Origin of the sequence: Marivita sp., assembly GCF_051251565.1 — a bacterium.
Taxonomy (GTDB): domain Bacteria; phylum Pseudomonadota; class Alphaproteobacteria; order Rhodobacterales; family Rhodobacteraceae; genus Marivita.
The window spans coordinates 171,583-187,594 of the sequence record NZ_JBPOFB010000004.1 but is presented as its reverse complement, the minus strand read 5'-3'; the positions used below and the strand labels follow the sequence as shown (position 1 = coordinate 187,594).

Here is a 16,012-nt window from a genome sequence, read left to right as displayed (position 1 = left end):
CAATAAAATCTGCATTTTTCCTGCATCATTGACCCCGCGCAAAGACCGCCAGACCGGCTGGACAGTCTCCGAAGCGGTGATAGGGTCCGGCGATATCACCAAAAGGAACGCCGCAATGTCTGTCGAATCTGTCCTGGACCGTATTGATTCCCAACTCCCTGACAGCCTTGAACGGCTCAAGGCATTTCTTCGGATACCGTCGATCTCGACAGATCCCGCATTCACCCAAGACTGTGACCGCGCCGCCGATTGGCTGGTCGCAGACCTGCGCTCTATCGGCATCGATGCGGAAAAACGCGTCACACCCGGTCACCCGATGGTTGTTGGCCATGTTGATGGACCGGGGCCGCATCTGTTGTTCTATGGCCATTACGATGTGCAACCGGTCGACCCGCTTGAGCTATGGGACAATGACCCGTTTGACCCACAGATCGAAGACAGCCCCAAAGGCCGCGTGATCCGGGGCCGGGGCACATCGGACGACAAGGGACAGCTCATGACCTTTGTCGAAGCCTGCCGCGCATGGAAAGAGGTCCACGGTGCCCTGCCCTGCAAAATCACATTCTTTTTTGAGGGCGAAGAGGAATCGGGGTCACCATCATTGGTGCCGTTCCTAAGGGACCATGCCGACGAGTTGAAAACCGACATCGCCCTGATCTGCGACACAGGCCTCTATGACAGCCGTGTGCCCGCAATCACGACAATGCTTCGCGGGATGCTCAAGCAGGAAATCACCATCACCGGCCCAAGCCGCGACCTGCATTCCGGGATGTATGGCGGCCCGGCCATCAATCCAATCCGCGTGCTGGCGCACATCATCGCGGCGCTGCATGACGAGAACGGCAAGATCACTGTTCCGGGATTTTATGACGGCGTGACCGAGATTTCAGATGAGTTGCGTGCGCAATGGGACTCGCTTGGGTTCGACCACGCAGGTTTCCTGAAGGATGTTGGCCTGTCTGAGCTTGCAGGCGAGGCCGGCCGCAGCGCGCTTGAAATGATCTGGGCACGCCCCACCTGCGAGGTAAATGGCATCAGCGGCGGCTATACAGGTGCAGGGTTCAAAACCGTCCTGCCCTCAAAGGCCAGCGCCAAGATCAGTTTCCGGCTGGTCGGCGACCAAGACCCAGACGCCATCGACAAAAGCTTTCGCCAGATGGTTGAAGCGATGCTGCCGCGCGACTGCACGGTCACCTTCAAAAGCGATGGTGCAGCACCCGCATCGGTGATGTCGATTGACGCCCCCGCCTTTGAAGCCGCCCGCAAGGCACTCAGCGATGAGTGGCCCGACGAGGCCGCCTTTATTGGCAGCGGCGGGTCGATACCTGTTGCCGGGTATTTTCAATCCGTACTTGGAACGGAATCGATGTTGATCGGATTTGGCAAGGATGATGACCAAATCCACAGCCCCAATGAAAAATACGACATCGAGAGCTTTCATAAAGGAACCCGCAGCTGGGCACGCATTCTTGACGCGCTGAGCGCGCAATAGGCGGCAATTGTGGCATGAGACGTCGCGTCGGAGGGGAAAAACAGATCAAGTTTTCCGCATATAAGCCGCAGTGGGCTCTAATTCTGAACACATTTCCGCGCGATTGATTACAGCATGACACGCATATTGAAAAAACAGGATCGTGATGACTTCATCAGCCGTATTGAACGGCTCGATCCTGCGTTTGCGGCCACGCCGGCGAAAGCGCGTGATGAACGCAAACCTTGGGAATTGGGGACTTCGTCGGGCAAAGCGTCGGAAAGTCCGATCCTGATGTCTGGTCTCGGCTTTGGCCTTGCCATTGCGGCATTGTTCGCTGCCAACGATCCGGACACGGTCCAGGCGTTTCTTCTGAACCTTGGTTGGCCAGCCCAATTCCTGAACTATGCCATGTACGGCGTGTCGATCCTCATCATTGGGCTCGTCGTGTTCTACCTTGTGAACGTGATCCGCATCATGAACCCGCGTGCGACGGGACGCTGGAACGCAGGTGGTTTGGTGGCCGGGGCCGTCGCAGCCATTGGATTCAGCACAATAGACGAAACCTATATCAATGCGGGTCTGCAATATGTCGGCTTCGAAAGCCCATCTGACCTGATTACGTTGGCCCAGAATCAGACTGCGCGCATTGCAAGCATTGACTGGACCAGTGTTGTGATGGTTTCATCGTCACCGAAATGACGAAAACACTCAGACCGACAAAAAACAACGAGATGATCGCATATGAGGTGGCCGGAAACGGGCCGCCTCTTTTGCTTTTGCACGGCTTTCCCCAGACCCGCGCAATGTGGCGTCCCATGGTGCCTGCCCTGACAAACCGATTCACGGTCGTGACAGCTGATCTGCGCGGCTACGGCCAAAGCGGCAAACCCGCCGCTACCCAAGATATGAGTTTCCGCCTGATGGCGCAGGACATGGTGGCGCTAATGGCAGCGCTTGGGCACCACCGCTTCCACGTGGTTGGACATGACCGTGGCGCGCGCACAGCGCACCGCATGGCTTTGGATCACCCGGATGCCGTGCTCAGCCTGACGGTGATGGACATCGTACCCACAGAGCACCTGCTGACGCATATGAGCACCGGGATTGCCAAGGCGTATTACCACTGGCTGTTTCTGGCCCAGCCGTTTCCGTTTCCCGAAACCATGATCGGTCATGACCCGGACGCGTATTTCGAACGCTGCCTCTTGGGATTCGGCAAAGCCAGCCTTGAGGATTTCGACCCCGACCTGCTGGCCGAATACCGCAGCGCGTGGCGCGATCCGGCCTGCATTCGCGCAATGTGCGACGACTACCGCGCCGCAATCGAGATTGATTGGGATCACGACCGGAACGACCTGTCCCGCAAGGTGACCTGCCCGTCTTTGGTTCTGTACGGCGAGGATGGCGCCATGGCCCATTTGCTGGACGTGCCAGCGACATGGCAAGACAGGCTGTCCGATATGCGCCACACGGCCATCGAGGGCGGTCATTTCTTTCCAGACCAATCACCCAAGGCCACAACGGACGCCTTGATCAAGTTCCTGACATCGTTGTGAAAAGTGTGAAATGGCGCGGTTGACGGGGCTCGAACCCGCGACCCCCGGCGTGACAGGCCGGTACTCTAACCAACTGAGCTACAACCGCGCATTTCACGCTGATGCGATAGGCAGTGATGGCGCGGTTGACGGGGCTCGAACCCGCGACCCCCGGCGTGACAGGCCGGTACTCTAACCAACTGAGCTACAACCGCTCACTGCCGCCCGCATCTGGGCGTGTCGCGGGTTCTATGGTCAGTGCCCTGCCCCGTCAAGCGCTTTCCTCAGCTTTTCTGGCGCAAAATTTACACGCGCCAGAAACACTGTTTTCCTCATGACAATTTCGCCAACGCAGCTCTTATTTTTCAGGCAGCGGAATGAACTCTTCATCATCCCCCGGAGGCAAGTGAAACCGACCATCCGCCCAATCTTCACGCCGCCACGCGTCTTTGGCCTCTTCGATCCGTTCTTGTGAAGACGCCACAAAGTTCCACCAGATGTAACGCGGGCCTTCCAACGTATCGCCCCCCAACATCATCAGCCGCGCACCCCGGTCACCGGCCTGCAAAGACACGTTGTCGCCGGGCCTGAACACCATCATCTGCCCAGCCTCATAGGTGTCGCCCGCAACGGTGATCGATCCCTCCACAACGTAGACGCCCCGGTCTTCATGATTGTCCGGCAACGGGATCGCCGCCCCCGCTTGCAACACCGCGTCGGCATAGAACATCTCGGACGCCATCTTGACCGGCGCTGTCTCACCATAGGCCGCCCCAAGGATCAGCCGTACATCTTTGCCCTCGGCTTGGATGAGCGGCAATTCCGACGGTGCCGCATGCACGAATTCCGGTGCTCGGTCTTCATGGTCTTTCGGCAGCGCCACCCATGTTTGAATCCCAAAAAACGGCATTGGATCCTTTTGTGTCGTATCATCCGTACGTTCGGAATGGGTGATCCCATGCCCGGCAACCATCCAGTTGACCGCGCCTGGTTCGATCCATTGATCTGTGCCCAGACTGTCCCGGTGGTGCATCCGTCCGCGATATAGATAGCTGATCGTGGCCAGCCCAATATGCGGATGCGGACGCACATCTAGCCCCCGCGAGGGCAGGAATTCTGCCGGACCCATCTGGTCGAAAAAGATGAATGGTCCAACCATTTGACGGCGCGGTGCAGGTAAGGCACGCCGCACCTCGAACCCGCCCAGATCACGGGCGCGGGGAATGATGACGGTATCGATAAGGTCCACCTCTTCCCCAGTAGGGCAATGCGGATCAAGTGCGGGGTTCCAACTCATAGCGTGCGTCTCCTTTGATATTCTGAGACATAGCACCGTGCATAAATTCATAAACTGCTGACATTCATAGAGCTTCGTGCAAATACGCACACACTTCAAACCTGATGCCATTTAGCGTCAGTTTAATATCTTTTGTGATCGCATATGAGCAACTTGCGATTGCTCAAACCCGAAAGGCTTATATTGTTGCGCTCAAAGCAAATGGGCGAACACCGCGCTGTGAAACGACTTTTAACGACCGAAGTGAAATTGTGGGATATGATTGGTGGTCAGCTGGCATTCAGCATGGCAACCTATAGCCGTGTTCTTGGCCATAAACGCACGCTGCTTTTTGTGCTGCTATGCTTGCTTACCTTCTTTGCAGCCGATCCATCCGGCGCACGCAGCTATGTGCCGCTTTGGTTCAACGTGATTTTCTGGCCCATCGCGTTTTCGGTCTACCTGTTGTTTTACCATCTGGAATTCTTCGTTTTGGCCGCCCTGAGCCATCGCTGGCCGTCGCTTCGCATGCCCGCGCCGGTTTTGGGGTTTATCGCCCTGCTTCCCACCGTGTTCTTGTGTGAAATCTCGGTCACATACATGAGCGGCGGCACTTTCCCTTACGAAGTCGCATCGCAAATGGTGTTTTACTTCTTTTCCGTACAAGGCTTGGAGACGGTGTTTTTTCGCTATATCATGCCCGGTGTTCGCGAAGAGATCGAAAACGAACAGCAAAGCCGCCATTTTGTGGTCGGTGGCGAAAGAATAGACCTGTCAGGATTGCTTCACATTGAAGCCCGCGAACACCATGTGCACATGACCTTTGAGAACGCGACCTCTGTGGCCCGCGCGCGCCTCAGCGACATTGTCGCACAAGCACAGATCGAAGACGGCATTCAGCCGCACCGATCTTGGTGGGTCGCCAAAGACACTAGTATCAAAGCCGAACGCAAGGATGGGCGGATGATCCTGCGATTGCGCGACGATACAGAAGTTCCCATCGCACGGACCCGTATCGACAACGTTCTGGATTGGTTGGAAAATAACGTGCACCCGTTGCAATAAAGTGCCGCCGTCTCGCGCCAATTGGACAGGGAATGGTGGGTGATGAGAGACTCGAACTCCCGACATCTTCGGTGTAAACGAAGCGCTCTACCAACTGAGCTAATCACCCGCTGGCGTGTCGTTTAGCCAAGCTATTCCCTGCGCGCAAGAGTCTTTTTGCACTTCATCCGCATGGGTTTGCAAAATGCAAAACGCGCGGCCCGATCAGGGCAGCGCGTTGTTGTTCATGGTGGGTGATAAGGGATTTGAACCCCTGACATCTTCGATGTGAACGAAGCGCTCTACCACTGAGCTAATCACCCGTTGGGCGGCGTCATAGCGTCACTCGGCAGCCTGTGCAAGAGGGTCCGGCGCATCTGCCTGATACTGTTCATTGCGGCGCAGACGCGTCGTGATGATATGCGCCTTGGTCGTCTTTTTCATGCGCGTGATCTTGAGCTTGCCCATCGGCGCAAGGTTCAATTCGCGGCCATCGGCAATCGTTTCGCCCAAAATGGCCAGCATGGCCTCGACCACGGGCTTAACCTCGCGCTTTTTGACGCCGCTACGGGCAACGACCGTGTCGATCAGTTCTTTCTTCTTCAACTCCGGACCAGTGATCTTGGGGGTCTCATTGACCACCACTTCCGGGTCGGGTGTCTGTGCCGCCGCATTGATCGCGGCTTCCGTCTTTGTGGTTTTGCGCGGTGTGGTCGGTGTTGGCTTCTTGGTCGTCGCCATTGGACTCATCCTTTGCCTGCTCTGATTTTTGTGGCGAATGTATGCGCACCATACTAAAGATAGAAACTTTATCCAGTATTTTGACGCAACACAGACACAAAATGCAGGGTTTGGGCACGGACACACGTTTCAAAAACGCAAAACGCCGCCCCAATCGGAGCGGCGTTTCGATCGTGTGGCGTGGCGTGGCTCAGTGCGCGATGGCAGATGCGCCGCCGTTGCCTTTGGCCATTGCAAGCGCCGCGGCTTCTTCGGCGGCCTCGTCCCACTCAATCGGCTCGGGTGTGCCGACCAGTGCCAGCTTGAGAACTTCAGACACGTGTTCTACGGCAATGATCTCAAGCCCGTTTTTCACGTTATCCGGCAGTTCCACCAAGTCTTTTTCGTTTTCCTTGGGGATCAGAACTGTCTTGATTCCGCCCCGCAGAGCCGCAAGCAGTTTTTCCTTCAACCCACCAATCGGCATTGCGTTGCCGCGCAAGGACACTTCACCAGTCATGGCAATGTCACGCCGTACTGGAATACCTGTGAGCACAGAGACAATCGACGTCACCATCGCAAGACCGGCAGAGGGGCCATCCTTGGGCGTGGCCCCATCGGGGACGTGCACGTGGATATCCATCTTGTCAAACTTTGGTGGCTTCACGCCGATCTGGGGAGAGATGGAGCGGACGTAGCTGGCCGCCGCCTCAATGGATTCCTTCATCACATCGCCCAACTTGCCCGTGGTCTTCATACGACCCTTGCCCGGCAGCTTGAGCGCTTCGATGTGAAGCAGGTCGCCCCCCACGCTGGTATAGGCCAGCCCGGTGACGACTCCCACCTGGTTCTCGTCTTCGGCCAGACCGTAGCGGTATTTTCGAACGCCAAGAAAATCGGACAGGTTGTCGGATGCAACGACCACCCGCTCTTCTTCTTTTTTGACGATCTTGGTCACCGCCTTGCGCGCCAGCTTGGAGATTTCACGCTCAAGGTTTCGCACCCCGGCTTCACGGGTGTAATAGCGGATCATGTCGGTCAGCGCGTCACCCGTCAGCTCGAACTCGCCCTTCTTGAGGCCGTGGTTCTTGACCTGCTTGGAAATCAGGTGGCGCGATGCAATCTCGGCCTTTTCCTCTTCGGTGTACCCGGCAAGGGGAATGATCTCCATCCGGTCCAAAAGCGGTCCGGGCATGTTGTAGCTGTTGGCCGTGGTCAAGAACATCACGTTGGACAGATCGTATTCGACCTCAAGATAGTGGTCCACGAAGGTTCCGTTCTGTTCCGGATCAAGCACTTCGAGCATGGCCGACGCCGGATCGCCCCGGAAGTCCTGACCCATCTTGTCAATCTCATCGAGAAGGATCAGCGGGTTCGTCGTTTTCGCTTTCTTCAGCGCCTGAATGATCTTGCCCGGCATAGAACCGATATAGGTCCGGCGGTGGCCCCGAATTTCGGATTCGTCGCGCACGCCGCCAAGCGAAATGCGGATAAATTCACGTCCCGTGGCCTTGGCGACCGATTTGCCCAACGATGTCTTGCCCACGCCCGGAGGGCCGACAAGGCACATGATCGGGCCTTTCAGCTTTTTGCTGCGCTGCTGCACGGCAAGGTATTCAACAATACGTTCCTTGACCTTCTCAAGCCCGTAATGATCCGCATCCAGAACAGCTTCGGCGTTGCCGAGGTCTTTCTTGACGCGTGATTTCACGCCCCACGGGATCGACAGCATCCAGTCAAGATAATTGCGCACGACGGTGGCTTCGGCGCTCATCGGGCTCATATTCTTGAGCTTTTTGATCTCCGCGTCAGCCTTTTCGCGGGCTTCTTTGGACAGCTTGGTCGCGTTGACCCGGCCTTCCAGCTCCGCCACTTCGTTCTGGCCGTCTTCGCCGTCGCCCAATTCCTTCTGAATGGCCTTCATCTGCTCATTCAGATAATACTCACGCTGCGTGCGCTCCATCTGGGATTTGACGCGGGTTTTGATCTTTTTCTCGACCTGCAAAACGCTCATCTCGCCTTGCATCAGGCCGTAGACCTTTTCCAGCCTTTCACTGACCGACAGCGTCTCCAAAAGCTCCTGCTTCTGTTCAACTTCGATGCCGAGGTGACCTGCCACCAGATCGGCCAGCTTGGCTGGCGCGTCGGCTTCGGACACAGCGCCCAGCGCTTCGTCCGGCACGTTCTTCTTGACCTTGGAGTAGCGCTCGAACTCTTCGCCGACGGTGCGCACAAGTGCTTCTATCGCAGCCGGGTCACCGGGCATTTCGGCCAAAACCTCGGCGCGTGCCTCAAAGAAGTTGTCGTTTTCGAGGTATTCGGTGATGCGCACACGGCCCTGGCCTTCGACCAACACCTTGACGGTGCCGTCGGGCAGCTTGAGCAATTGCAGCACATTGGCCAGAACGCCGGTCCGATAAATTCCATCGACCTGCGGATCATCTTCCGCCGGGTCCATCTGGCTGGCAAGCAGGATCTGCTTGTCATCTGACATCACCTCTTCCAACGCGCGCACCGATTTGTCTCGTCCGACGAAAAGCGGGACGATCATATGCGGGAAAACAACAATATCCCGCAGCGGCAGCACTGGGTATGAGGCGTTAAGAGACTCTTGCATGCTCGTATCCTTATTATTGGCAAGATGGCATCGGCCCCGCTCGGCGGCAGCGCTGACCATCTCCGGTCTTGGAGCTATAAGGTGGGTCTGACCCCTGTAGGTTTCAACCTTGCTCCAGCTAAAGGCACCATATCTTGATGTCCGAGGCCTGCAAGGTGGCTTTTGGAACGAGGGTTAACCCCTATAGGGGCTCAGTCGTCCTTGGTCTTTGTCGCAGCCGCTTTCATCCGTGCCAAAAGCGCGGTCTTGCCAGAATGCGTGTCCGAGGCCCCTTTGCCTGTGGCAGGTGTCTTGTGGGCATCGAATTTCGGCGCACCCTTGCTGGACTTGGCTGCACCGGATTGCTTGTAGTTCATGATCGGCTCCTGAGCCCGTTGCGGGCGATATGCCAGCTTTGCCCCAACCATAGCGCCGCCGCAAGGTCTCGCCCCCACGGCACGCGGCGTCAGAACGCCCCGTTAGACACGCAGTCAGTTCGACGCGCGATTCATCATCATCATGTGAACCGCATGCATGCCCTGCTCGACCATTGCCGTCACTTCGGCGGCGTGCACCTGCATCGCGGCGACAATTTCGGGGTCGTCTGAGGTTTGGATCACGATCACACCGTCTTCGGTCACATCAACTTCGGACAGGATATGGTCACCCCGCGCAAAAAAGATATCAAGCGTCGGGCTTTGGATGCGGATCTTGGGATCGTCCATCTGGCCCACCCGGTCGATCATTCCGACCGTGTGGCTCACCAGCGCGTCCATCACCTCGGGATCAGAGGACCGGGTGACCGTGCGAATACCGTTGGGCAGGTTCTCTACCTCGCGGCTCATGGTCTGGAACTTGCGGAACATCAGGGCCAGTTCTGCGCTTTCTTCAGCCGTGGCGTTTTCGCCCTGCAATCCCGGCATTGTCGCCATGTTATGCCCGGTGCCATCCGCGCCGTGCATATGGCCATGTCCGCCACCCTGCATCTGCGCAAAGGCAGCCACAGCACTCAGAACACCGACCACTGCGGCCGTGGAAATCAATAGACGCATCCTGACACCTCCTAGAAACGCTCATCCTCTTCATATGCGATGCAAAATATATGTACAGGGGCACAGTAAAACGGGTCAGAGCGGATCAATGTCACCCTCGATGCGCTTGGCATGAAACTCTGTCTCGAAAGCGGCAAAGCGGCCCGCAGCAATCGCGTCGCGCATCCCCTGCATCAGTTCTTGGTAGTAATGCAGGTTATGCCAGGTCAGCAGCATCCCCGAAATCATCTCTTGCGCGCGGAACACATGGTGCAGATACGCACGGCTGTAGTTCCGGCAGGTGGGACAGGTGCACGCCTCGTCCAGTGGGCGCGGATCGTCCTGATGCCGCGCGTTCTTGATATTGACCTGCCCGTGCCGTGTCCACGCCTGCCCGGTCCGCCCCGACCGCGACGGCAGAACACAATCCATCATGTCGATCCCGCGCTTCACCGCCCCCACGATATCGTCGGGCTTGCCCACCCCCATGAGGTAGCGTGGCTTGTCATCGGGCAATTGCCCCGGCGCATAGTCCAGACAGCCGAACATCGCGTCCTGGCCTTCGCCCACGGCCAACCCGCCAACCGCGTACCCATCAAAGCCAATTGCCTTAAGCGCCTCGGCCGATTCCTCGCGGAAATCCTGTTCCAATCCACCTTGCTGAATACCGAACAGCATATGGCCGGGCCGATCCCCAAACGCCTCTTTCGACCGTTCCGCCCAGCGCATGGACAACCGCATAGAGTCTGCGATCCGCTCCCGGTCAGCGGGCAGCGCGGGGCATTCGTCGAAACACATCACGATATCGGACCCAAGCAAACGCTGGATCTCCATCGACCGTTCGGGGGTAAGCTCGTGCTTGGACCCGTCGATATGCGATTTGAAGGTCACACCCTTTTCCGTGAGCTTGCGCAGATCAGCGAGGCTCATCACCTGAAACCCGCCCGAATCCGTGAGGATCGGCTTGTCCCAATTCATGAACTTGTGCAGCCCGCCCAGACGATCGATCCGCTCTGCGGTGGGGCGCAGCATCAGATGATACGTGTTGCCCAACAAGATATCCGCCCCGGTGGCAGCCACGCTTTCGGGCATCATCGCCTTGACGGTGGCCGCCGTGCCCACGGGCATAAAGGCCGGCGTGCGGATTGTGCCGCGCGGTGTGGTGATGGCACCTGTGCGCGCCGTCCCATCGGTGGCGTGCAGGGCGAAGGAAGAAGAAACTGTCATGATCTGGCCTTACTTGCAGAGCGCGCCCTTGTGCGCCAAATCACGCAAATTGCCAAGGAGGCGCGATTCCCATGTCTGAGATCCTATCTGCCACTCCCGCACCCGAGGGCGCGGGGCCAAGTGACGACGCCCCCCTGACCTTTGGCTGGGAAGAATGGGTCAGCCTGCCAAACCTTGGCCTGCCTGCCATTCGCGCCAAGGTGGACACCGGCGCGCGCACATCAGCGCTGCACGCCGCCGATATCGAGGTGTTCGGCTCTGCCTCCAAACCCAGGGTCCGCTTTGCCGTGCATCCCATTCCTGGGCGCGAAGACCTCATGATCCCCTGCTCTGCCCCCATCGTGGACCGCCGCGACATCACCTCGTCGAACGGTGAAACCGAAAGCCGCTATGTGATCGCATCGCAATTGTCCGTTGGTGGACAGATGTGGGACATTGAAATCACCCTCACTGACCGAGGCACCATGAGCAACCGGATGCTTTTGGGGCGTCAAGCGCTCAAGGATCACGTCAACATCGTGCCCAGCGAACGCTTCTACCAGCCCGAGCTGGATTTCGACGTCTACCACACCCCAAAGATGCGCAAGATCGCCCCGAACCGCGCGCTGCGCATTGCGGTGCTCAGCCGCGAAAACAACTATTCCACCGACCGGCTGGTGGAAGAAGGCGAAGGGCGCGGACACTCGGTCGAAGTGATCGACACCGCGCGGTGCTACATGGCGATCAACGCGATGGCACCCGAAGTCTATTACGATGGCAAACGTCTGCCCCGCTATGACGCCGTGATCCCGCGCATCGGTGCATCCATCACCCCCTACGGCACCGCCGTCGTGCGCCAGTTCGAATCCATCGGCACCTATGTGGTGAATGGCAGCACCGGCATCACCTCGAGCCGGGACAAATTGCACGCCCACCAGATCCTCGCGCGTCACCGCATCGGCATGCCGCCCACCGCCTTTGCGAACTCTCCCAAAGACACATCTAACCTGATCGGTTTGGTCGGCACCGCCCCCCTGATCGTCAAGCTGCTCGAATCAACCCAAGGAAAAGGCGTTGTGCTGGCCGAAACCAAGAAAGCCGCAGAGTCGGTGATCGACGCGTTTCGCGGCCTCAAGGCGAACTTTTTGGTTCAGGATTTCGTGAAAGAGGCCGCCGGCGAAGACATCCGCTGCCTTGTGGTAAACGGCAAAGTCGTAGCCGCGATGAAGCGCACCGGCTCGGACGGGGATTTCCGTTCGAACCTGCATCGCGGCGGCACCGCAACACGGGTGCGCATCAGCAAGGAAGAACGCGACACCGCAGCCCGTGCCGCACGGGTGTTCGGGTTGGGCTTTGCCGGCGTGGACCTGCTGCGCTCCAACTCCGGGCCAAAGGTGCTCGAAGTGAACTCCTCTCCCGGTCTCGAAGGTATCGAGACCGCCAGCACCAAAAACATCGCCGGCCTGCTCTATGATGCGATCGAGGAAAAGGTCCGTCCCACCCCAGTGCCGCGCCGGAAAAAAGCGCCGAAAGCCCCGTGACCGCCTTGCGCCCCTTTACCCCCCCTGCGCCTTTCCCTATATCTTTGGTCAGGAACTCACGGGAAGGATCGACATGAACGACGCGAGCCCCAAAATCGAAGGTGCACCGCTGATCGCACCCTCAAGCACCGATCACCCGCTCTATGATCAGGTGGTCGAGGCCTGCCGGTCCGTTTATGATCCGGAAATCCCGGTCAATATCTATGACCTTGGCCTTGTGTATACGCTTGAAATCTCGTCAGAAAACGAAGTTCGCGTGACCATGACCCTGACCGCGCCTGGCTGTCCCGTTGCTGGCGAAATGCCGGGCTGGGTGGCCGAGGCGATTGAACCACTGGCCGGAATCAAACAGGTCGACGTCGAACTCACGTGGGAGCCGCCCTGGGGCATGGACATGATGTCCGACGAAGCGCGGCTCGAACTCGGCTTCATGTAAGCTATGGCGGTCACCGGCGAACAGATCACGTTCGTCCGTGACTTCTTCCCCAGTGTTACCGCCCAGTTCACCCGCAAGATGTTTGGCGGGCTGGGTGCCTACCCTGGCAGCACGCGCTCTGAACAGTGGGCCTATGCGGTCAAATCACCCGAACTTTCGCGCATGCCCTATTGGTCCGCGCCGGACCCTGCCGTGGATGATCCCGACGAAGCCGCTGCATGGGCGCGCCGGTCCTTGGCCGACAGAGCATAGCCTCAAGCAAGCGAAATCAATTTCTTTTCATGAAAGAAAGTGATATGGCTTGCCTCATGAGCCAATACAGCGTTCTCACAGGCGACCTTGTCGCGTCCTCCGACCTCGCACCCAAAGATGTGGACGCGGCCCTGATCACGCTTGAGACAGCCGCCGCTGCGATAGCGCACTGGCACAACCCACCCGTATTGACCCGCTTTGCCCGGCGTGGCGGCGACAGCTGGCAGATCGCCATCGCAGACCCGGCCCTTGGCCTGCGCGCCGCACTCTATCTGCATGCCTGCCTGACACGCGATCATGCTGCTCCCATCACCCGCATCGCATTGGCCAATGGCGACGGCACCCTGCCCGACACAGGCGACCTGAACGCCGCATATGGCCCCGTCTTCACGGCATCTGGTCGGCTACTGGGCGACATTTCCGGCCAAAACCGCATGGCCCATGCCAGCGGCGGTGCCACTCATGCAGCAACACGTCTGGCCGATCACATTGCCTCTGGCTGGACACAGGCACAGGCCCGCGCGGTCGCCGCGCTCTTGCCCCCAAATGCACCCACCCGCGCCGAGGTCGCCAAATCCTTCGGCATCACCCGGCAGGCAGTCAATCAAGCACTTTGGTCCGCAGGCTTTCCCACACTGCAAGACGCCCTGACCGCCATTGAAGCCGAGGCAGGCACATGACGATGTCTTCCCATGCAAAGAGCACGCCAAACCCCGTGCGGATCACACCATGCTAGACGTTTTCGTTGCCCTTCTTCTGGCCCATGTGGTCGCGGATTTCCTTGGCCAGCCCAACGCCATGATCCGGCGCAAATCCGAACCAGCCATGTTGCTTGCGCACATTGCCATCGTATTCGCCCTGGCATGGGTCAGTCTTGGCGGGAATTGGCAGCTCGCCCTGGCTCTGGCCAGCGCCCATATGGTCATCGACGGGTTCAAGGTCTGGGGCTTGCCCGCCCACTGGCGCGACAGCCTGCCTGCCTTTCTGGGGGATCAGGCCGCACATCTCGCCACGCTAGTCGCCGCAGCGATCCTTGTGCCTAATGCCCTAGCCACCGGGGTTTGGGCCGATAACATCGACCAGATCAGGACTCCGGCCATCCTTGCATCCGGTGCAATCGTATCGATCTGGGGCGGCGGCTATGCCGTTGGGCTGCTGATGAAACCCTATACCGATCAATTCGCCAGTGATGGGTCCGACCCCGGCTCTGAAGGCCTCGAGAACGCAGGCCGCATCATCGGCAAACTGGAACGCGGTCTGATCTTTCTGTTCCTCTGCGTCGGCGAAGCCACCGCCACCGGCTTTCTGATCGCCGCGAAATCCGTACTGCGCTTTGACACCGCCTCCAAAGGCCAAAAGGCGGGCGAATATGTCATCATCGGCACGCTCGCCTCGTTTGGCTGGGGGCTGGCCACTGGCTACGCGACGCTTTCTCTCCTTGAGATCGCAGCCACGAAACCCTAGGTTAAATACAACAGCGAAAGCGAGATGTCCCATGTTTGGAATTCCCGGCAAACAAGCCGTCACCCTGACCCCCAAAGCCGCCACCCAAGTGCGCAAGCTCATGGAGGCCAAAGGCCATGCCGGCCTGCGCATCGGCGTCAAGAAAGGCGGCTGTGCAGGCATGGAATACACCATGGATTACGTCGACATTGCCGATCCCCATGACGAAGTGGTGGATCAGGACGGCGCAATTGTCATGATCGCCCCAATGGCACAGATGTTTCTCTTTGGCACCGAAATCGACTACCAGACCTCGCTTCTCGAATCCGGGTTCCAATTCAACAACCCCAATGTCGAGGATGCCTGTGGCTGCGGCGAATCGATCAAGTTCAAAGACGTCGAAGAGCTGGCCACCGAACACGCGGACGGCGTGCCAAACCTCAAGATCTGACGCGCATATCCCGGCTTCTCTGGTTTGAAGATATGCCGGGGAAATCTGCGAAAGCGGACGGGGGCAGCGCCCTAAAACCACCCTTACCGCTTTTGCAAATGGACATAGGTTTCTGCATAGCGCCGAGACAAGTGATCCCCCGCCCGGATCAACCCGTCTGATCCAACCGGCGCGACGTTTGTCTCCACGTTCGGATTAAAGAAAAGCGGCACGGAAATCCGCTCATCCGTGCCACCTCTGACCCGGTGCAAGGTGGCCACAACACGCCCCTCGGTCCACATTTCCAGCATCTCACCGAAATTGATGATGAACTCACCGGGAGGTGCCTGCACGGGCATCCAGCCCGTCTGCCCACGCGGCTGCACCTCAAGCCCCGGCTGTCCGTCCGTCGCCAAGAGCGTCAGACAGCCATAATCCGTATGCGCGGCAATCCCGAAATCCTTGTCCCCCGCCCAATCGGGACGCGGCGGATAGTAATTGCCCCGAAGCAACGCCATCGGGCAGTCAAATTTGTCGTCAAAGAAATCTGCATCCGCCCCGATCGACATCGCAATCCCCCGCAAAATGCCACGCGCCACGTCCAACGCATCGGTGTAATAGGCCCGGATCACCGCCTCGAACCCCGCAGGCCGGTCCGGCCAGTGGTTCGGCGCATAGACCGGCAGGGCAACACGCATGTCTCCATCCGGCAAGGTATATCCGCAATCGAACACCTCTTTGTAATCGGGGTTGGCGTTTGGGTCGACCTGTTCGGATTTCGGCGCCCCCCAGCCCCGGTTCGATCCGGTCTTGGCCATGTTTACCTGGTCCTTGATCTCGACCGGCAGCGCAAAGAACGCGCGATACGCCGCCAGCACAAACCCCATGCGCGCCGATGTGAATGCAGTGTTGTGCACCGTGGCAAACCCCACGTCTTCGGCAGCGATCCGCATCTGCGCCAACGCCTCCGCATCGCCTGCGGCCAGTGCAGCAGCATCCAGTCTCGGGATCATATCGCGCGCTCCTAA

The 16,012-nt window shown here is 58.5% G+C and carries 17 protein-coding genes and 4 tRNA genes; 10 read left to right on the top strand and 11 right to left on the bottom strand.

The features are described from left to right. The first annotated feature begins 115 nt into the window (after window positions 1-115). From ACSHXH_RS07630 to ACSHXH_RS07620, 3 genes are all read left to right on the top strand, one after another. A complete protein-coding gene (locus tag ACSHXH_RS07630) occupies window positions 116-1,492 on the top strand; it encodes a M20/M25/M40 family metallo-hydrolase (RefSeq protein WP_435671182.1) in 1,377 nt (458 codons plus the stop codon). Between the two features lie 114 nt (window positions 1,493-1,606). Continuing rightward, the gene (locus ACSHXH_RS07625; protein WP_435671181.1) at window positions 1,607-2,173 is read left to right on the top strand and encodes a hypothetical protein; all 567 of its coding nucleotides are present in this window, start codon (window positions 1,607-1,609) and stop codon (window positions 2,171-2,173) included. 32 nt (window positions 2,174-2,205) lie between these two features. Next, window positions 2,206-3,030: an alpha/beta fold hydrolase gene (locus ACSHXH_RS07620; RefSeq protein WP_435671180.1), complete on the top strand. Its 825-nt coding sequence runs from the start codon at window positions 2,206-2,208 to the stop codon at window positions 3,028-3,030. An 11-nt stretch (window positions 3,031-3,041) separates the two neighbouring features. On the opposite strand, the gene ACSHXH_RS07615 is transcribed toward ACSHXH_RS07620, so the two are convergent. The 3 genes from ACSHXH_RS07615 to ACSHXH_RS07605 form a co-directional block, all read right to left on the bottom strand. After that, window positions 3,042-3,118, bottom strand: a tRNA-Asp gene (locus tag ACSHXH_RS07615). Between the two features lie 29 nt (window positions 3,119-3,147). After that, a tRNA-Asp gene (locus ACSHXH_RS07610) sits at window positions 3,148-3,224 on the bottom strand. A gap of 143 nt (window positions 3,225-3,367) precedes the next feature. After that, the gene (locus ACSHXH_RS07605) at window positions 3,368-4,306 is read right to left on the bottom strand and encodes a pirin family protein (protein WP_435671179.1); all 939 of its coding nucleotides are present in this window, start codon (window positions 4,304-4,306) and stop codon (window positions 3,368-3,370) included. A gap of 285 nt (window positions 4,307-4,591) precedes the next feature. Between ACSHXH_RS07605 and ACSHXH_RS07600 the strand changes: the two genes are divergently transcribed. Next, a complete protein-coding gene (locus ACSHXH_RS07600) occupies window positions 4,592-5,350 on the top strand; it encodes a LytTR family DNA-binding domain-containing protein (RefSeq protein WP_435671178.1) in 759 nt (252 codons plus the stop codon). Between the two features lie 33 nt (window positions 5,351-5,383). Here ACSHXH_RS07600 and ACSHXH_RS07595 read toward each other — a convergent pair. The 7 genes from ACSHXH_RS07595 to tgt form a co-directional block, all read right to left on the bottom strand. Continuing rightward, window positions 5,384-5,459, bottom strand: a tRNA-Val gene (locus tag ACSHXH_RS07595). 118 nt (window positions 5,460-5,577) lie between these two features. Continuing rightward, a tRNA-Val gene (locus ACSHXH_RS07590) sits at window positions 5,578-5,652 on the bottom strand. 19 nt (window positions 5,653-5,671) lie between these two features. Next, a complete protein-coding gene (locus ACSHXH_RS07585; protein ID WP_435671177.1) occupies window positions 5,672-6,070 on the bottom strand; it encodes an HU family DNA-binding protein in 399 nt (132 codons plus the stop codon). 190 nt (window positions 6,071-6,260) lie between these two features. Next, a complete protein-coding gene (gene lon / locus ACSHXH_RS07580) occupies window positions 6,261-8,666 on the bottom strand; it encodes an endopeptidase La (RefSeq protein WP_435671176.1) in 2,406 nt (801 codons plus the stop codon). A 191-nt stretch (window positions 8,667-8,857) separates the two neighbouring features. Beyond that, entirely contained in the window at window positions 8,858-9,022 is a 165-nt protein-coding gene (locus ACSHXH_RS07575; RefSeq protein ID WP_435671175.1) for a hypothetical protein, read from the bottom strand. Window positions 9,023-9,136: 114 nt separating this feature from the next. After that, window positions 9,137-9,697, bottom strand: coding sequence for a hypothetical protein (locus ACSHXH_RS07570; RefSeq protein ID WP_435671174.1), 561 nt, complete (start codon window positions 9,695-9,697; stop codon window positions 9,137-9,139). Window positions 9,698-9,772: 75 nt separating this feature from the next. Then, window positions 9,773-10,903 carry a tRNA guanosine(34) transglycosylase Tgt gene (gene tgt, locus ACSHXH_RS07565; RefSeq protein ID WP_435671173.1) on the bottom strand — a complete coding sequence of 377 codons (1,131 nt, stop codon included), beginning with the start codon at window positions 10,901-10,903 and terminating at the stop codon, window positions 9,773-9,775. Between the two features lie 71 nt (window positions 10,904-10,974). Here tgt and rimK point away from each other — a divergent pair, with 71 nt between their 5' ends. The 6 genes from rimK to ACSHXH_RS07535 all read left to right on the top strand — a co-directional run bounded on the left by rimK (window position 10,975) and on the right by ACSHXH_RS07535 (window position 15,005). Next, entirely contained in the window at window positions 10,975-12,423 is a 1,449-nt protein-coding gene (rimK, locus tag ACSHXH_RS07560; protein ID WP_435671172.1) for a 30S ribosomal protein S6--L-glutamate ligase, read from the top strand. A 73-nt stretch (window positions 12,424-12,496) separates the two neighbouring features. Continuing rightward, on the top strand, window positions 12,497-12,859 hold the full coding sequence (locus tag ACSHXH_RS07555; protein WP_435671171.1) for an SUF system Fe-S cluster assembly protein: 363 nt from the start codon (window positions 12,497-12,499) through the stop codon (window positions 12,857-12,859). Between the two features lie 3 nt (window positions 12,860-12,862). Continuing rightward, the gene (locus ACSHXH_RS07550) at window positions 12,863-13,111 is read left to right on the top strand and encodes a hypothetical protein (RefSeq protein WP_435671170.1); all 249 of its coding nucleotides are present in this window, start codon (window positions 12,863-12,865) and stop codon (window positions 13,109-13,111) included. Window positions 13,112-13,167: 56 nt separating this feature from the next. Then, window positions 13,168-13,791: a MarR family transcriptional regulator gene (locus tag ACSHXH_RS07545; protein ID WP_435671169.1), complete on the top strand. Its 624-nt coding sequence runs from the start codon at window positions 13,168-13,170 to the stop codon at window positions 13,789-13,791. A gap of 49 nt (window positions 13,792-13,840) precedes the next feature. After that, on the top strand, window positions 13,841-14,575 hold the full coding sequence (locus ACSHXH_RS07540) for a DUF3307 domain-containing protein (protein ID WP_435671168.1): 735 nt from the start codon (window positions 13,841-13,843) through the stop codon (window positions 14,573-14,575). 31 nt (window positions 14,576-14,606) lie between these two features. After that, window positions 14,607-15,005 carry a HesB/IscA family protein gene (locus tag ACSHXH_RS07535; protein WP_435671167.1) on the top strand — a complete coding sequence of 133 codons (399 nt, stop codon included), beginning with the start codon at window positions 14,607-14,609 and terminating at the stop codon, window positions 15,003-15,005. An 83-nt stretch (window positions 15,006-15,088) separates the two neighbouring features. Here the strand turns inward: ACSHXH_RS07535 and ACSHXH_RS07530 are convergent, their stop codons facing one another. After that, window positions 15,089-15,997: an isopenicillin N synthase family dioxygenase gene (locus tag ACSHXH_RS07530; protein ID WP_435671166.1), complete on the bottom strand. Its 909-nt coding sequence runs from the start codon at window positions 15,995-15,997 to the stop codon at window positions 15,089-15,091. Window positions 15,998-16,012 lie beyond the last annotated feature (15 nt).

Excerpts from the sequence above, each read along its gene's own strand:
- ACSHXH_RS07630 (WP_435671182.1), top strand. The coding sequence starts at position 116 with ATGTCTGTCGAATCTGTCCTGGACCGTATTGATTCCCAACTCCCTGAC.
- ACSHXH_RS07625 (WP_435671181.1), top strand. The coding sequence starts at position 1,607 with ATGACACGCATATTGAAAAAACAGGATCGTGATGACTTCATCAGCCGT.
- ACSHXH_RS07620 (WP_435671180.1), top strand. The coding sequence starts at position 2,206 with ATGATCGCATATGAGGTGGCCGGAAACGGGCCGCCTCTTTTGCTTTTG.
- ACSHXH_RS07605 (WP_435671179.1), bottom strand. The coding sequence starts at position 4,306 with ATGAGTTGGAACCCCGCACTTGATCCGCATTGCCCTACTGGGGAAGAG.
- ACSHXH_RS07600 (WP_435671178.1), top strand. The coding sequence starts at position 4,592 with ATGGCAACCTATAGCCGTGTTCTTGGCCATAAACGCACGCTGCTTTTT.
- ACSHXH_RS07585 (WP_435671177.1), bottom strand. The coding sequence starts at position 6,070 with ATGGCGACGACCAAGAAGCCAACACCGACCACACCGCGCAAAACCACA.
- lon (WP_435671176.1), bottom strand. The coding sequence starts at position 8,666 with ATGCAAGAGTCTCTTAACGCCTCATACCCAGTGCTGCCGCTGCGGGAT.
- ACSHXH_RS07575 (WP_435671175.1), bottom strand. The coding sequence starts at position 9,022 with ATGAACTACAAGCAATCCGGTGCAGCCAAGTCCAGCAAGGGTGCGCCG.
- ACSHXH_RS07570 (WP_435671174.1), bottom strand. The coding sequence starts at position 9,697 with ATGCGTCTATTGATTTCCACGGCCGCAGTGGTCGGTGTTCTGAGTGCT.
- tgt (WP_435671173.1), bottom strand. The coding sequence starts at position 10,903 with ATGACAGTTTCTTCTTCCTTCGCCCTGCACGCCACCGATGGGACGGCG.
- rimK (WP_435671172.1), top strand. The coding sequence starts at position 10,975 with ATGTCTGAGATCCTATCTGCCACTCCCGCACCCGAGGGCGCGGGGCCA.
- ACSHXH_RS07555 (WP_435671171.1), top strand. The coding sequence starts at position 12,497 with ATGAACGACGCGAGCCCCAAAATCGAAGGTGCACCGCTGATCGCACCC.
- ACSHXH_RS07550 (WP_435671170.1), top strand. The coding sequence starts at position 12,863 with ATGGCGGTCACCGGCGAACAGATCACGTTCGTCCGTGACTTCTTCCCC.
- ACSHXH_RS07545 (WP_435671169.1), top strand. The coding sequence starts at position 13,168 with ATGAGCCAATACAGCGTTCTCACAGGCGACCTTGTCGCGTCCTCCGAC.
- ACSHXH_RS07540 (WP_435671168.1), top strand. The coding sequence starts at position 13,841 with ATGCTAGACGTTTTCGTTGCCCTTCTTCTGGCCCATGTGGTCGCGGAT.
- ACSHXH_RS07535 (WP_435671167.1), top strand. The coding sequence starts at position 14,607 with ATGTTTGGAATTCCCGGCAAACAAGCCGTCACCCTGACCCCCAAAGCC.
- ACSHXH_RS07530 (WP_435671166.1), bottom strand. The coding sequence starts at position 15,997 with ATGATCCCGAGACTGGATGCTGCTGCACTGGCCGCAGGCGATGCGGAG.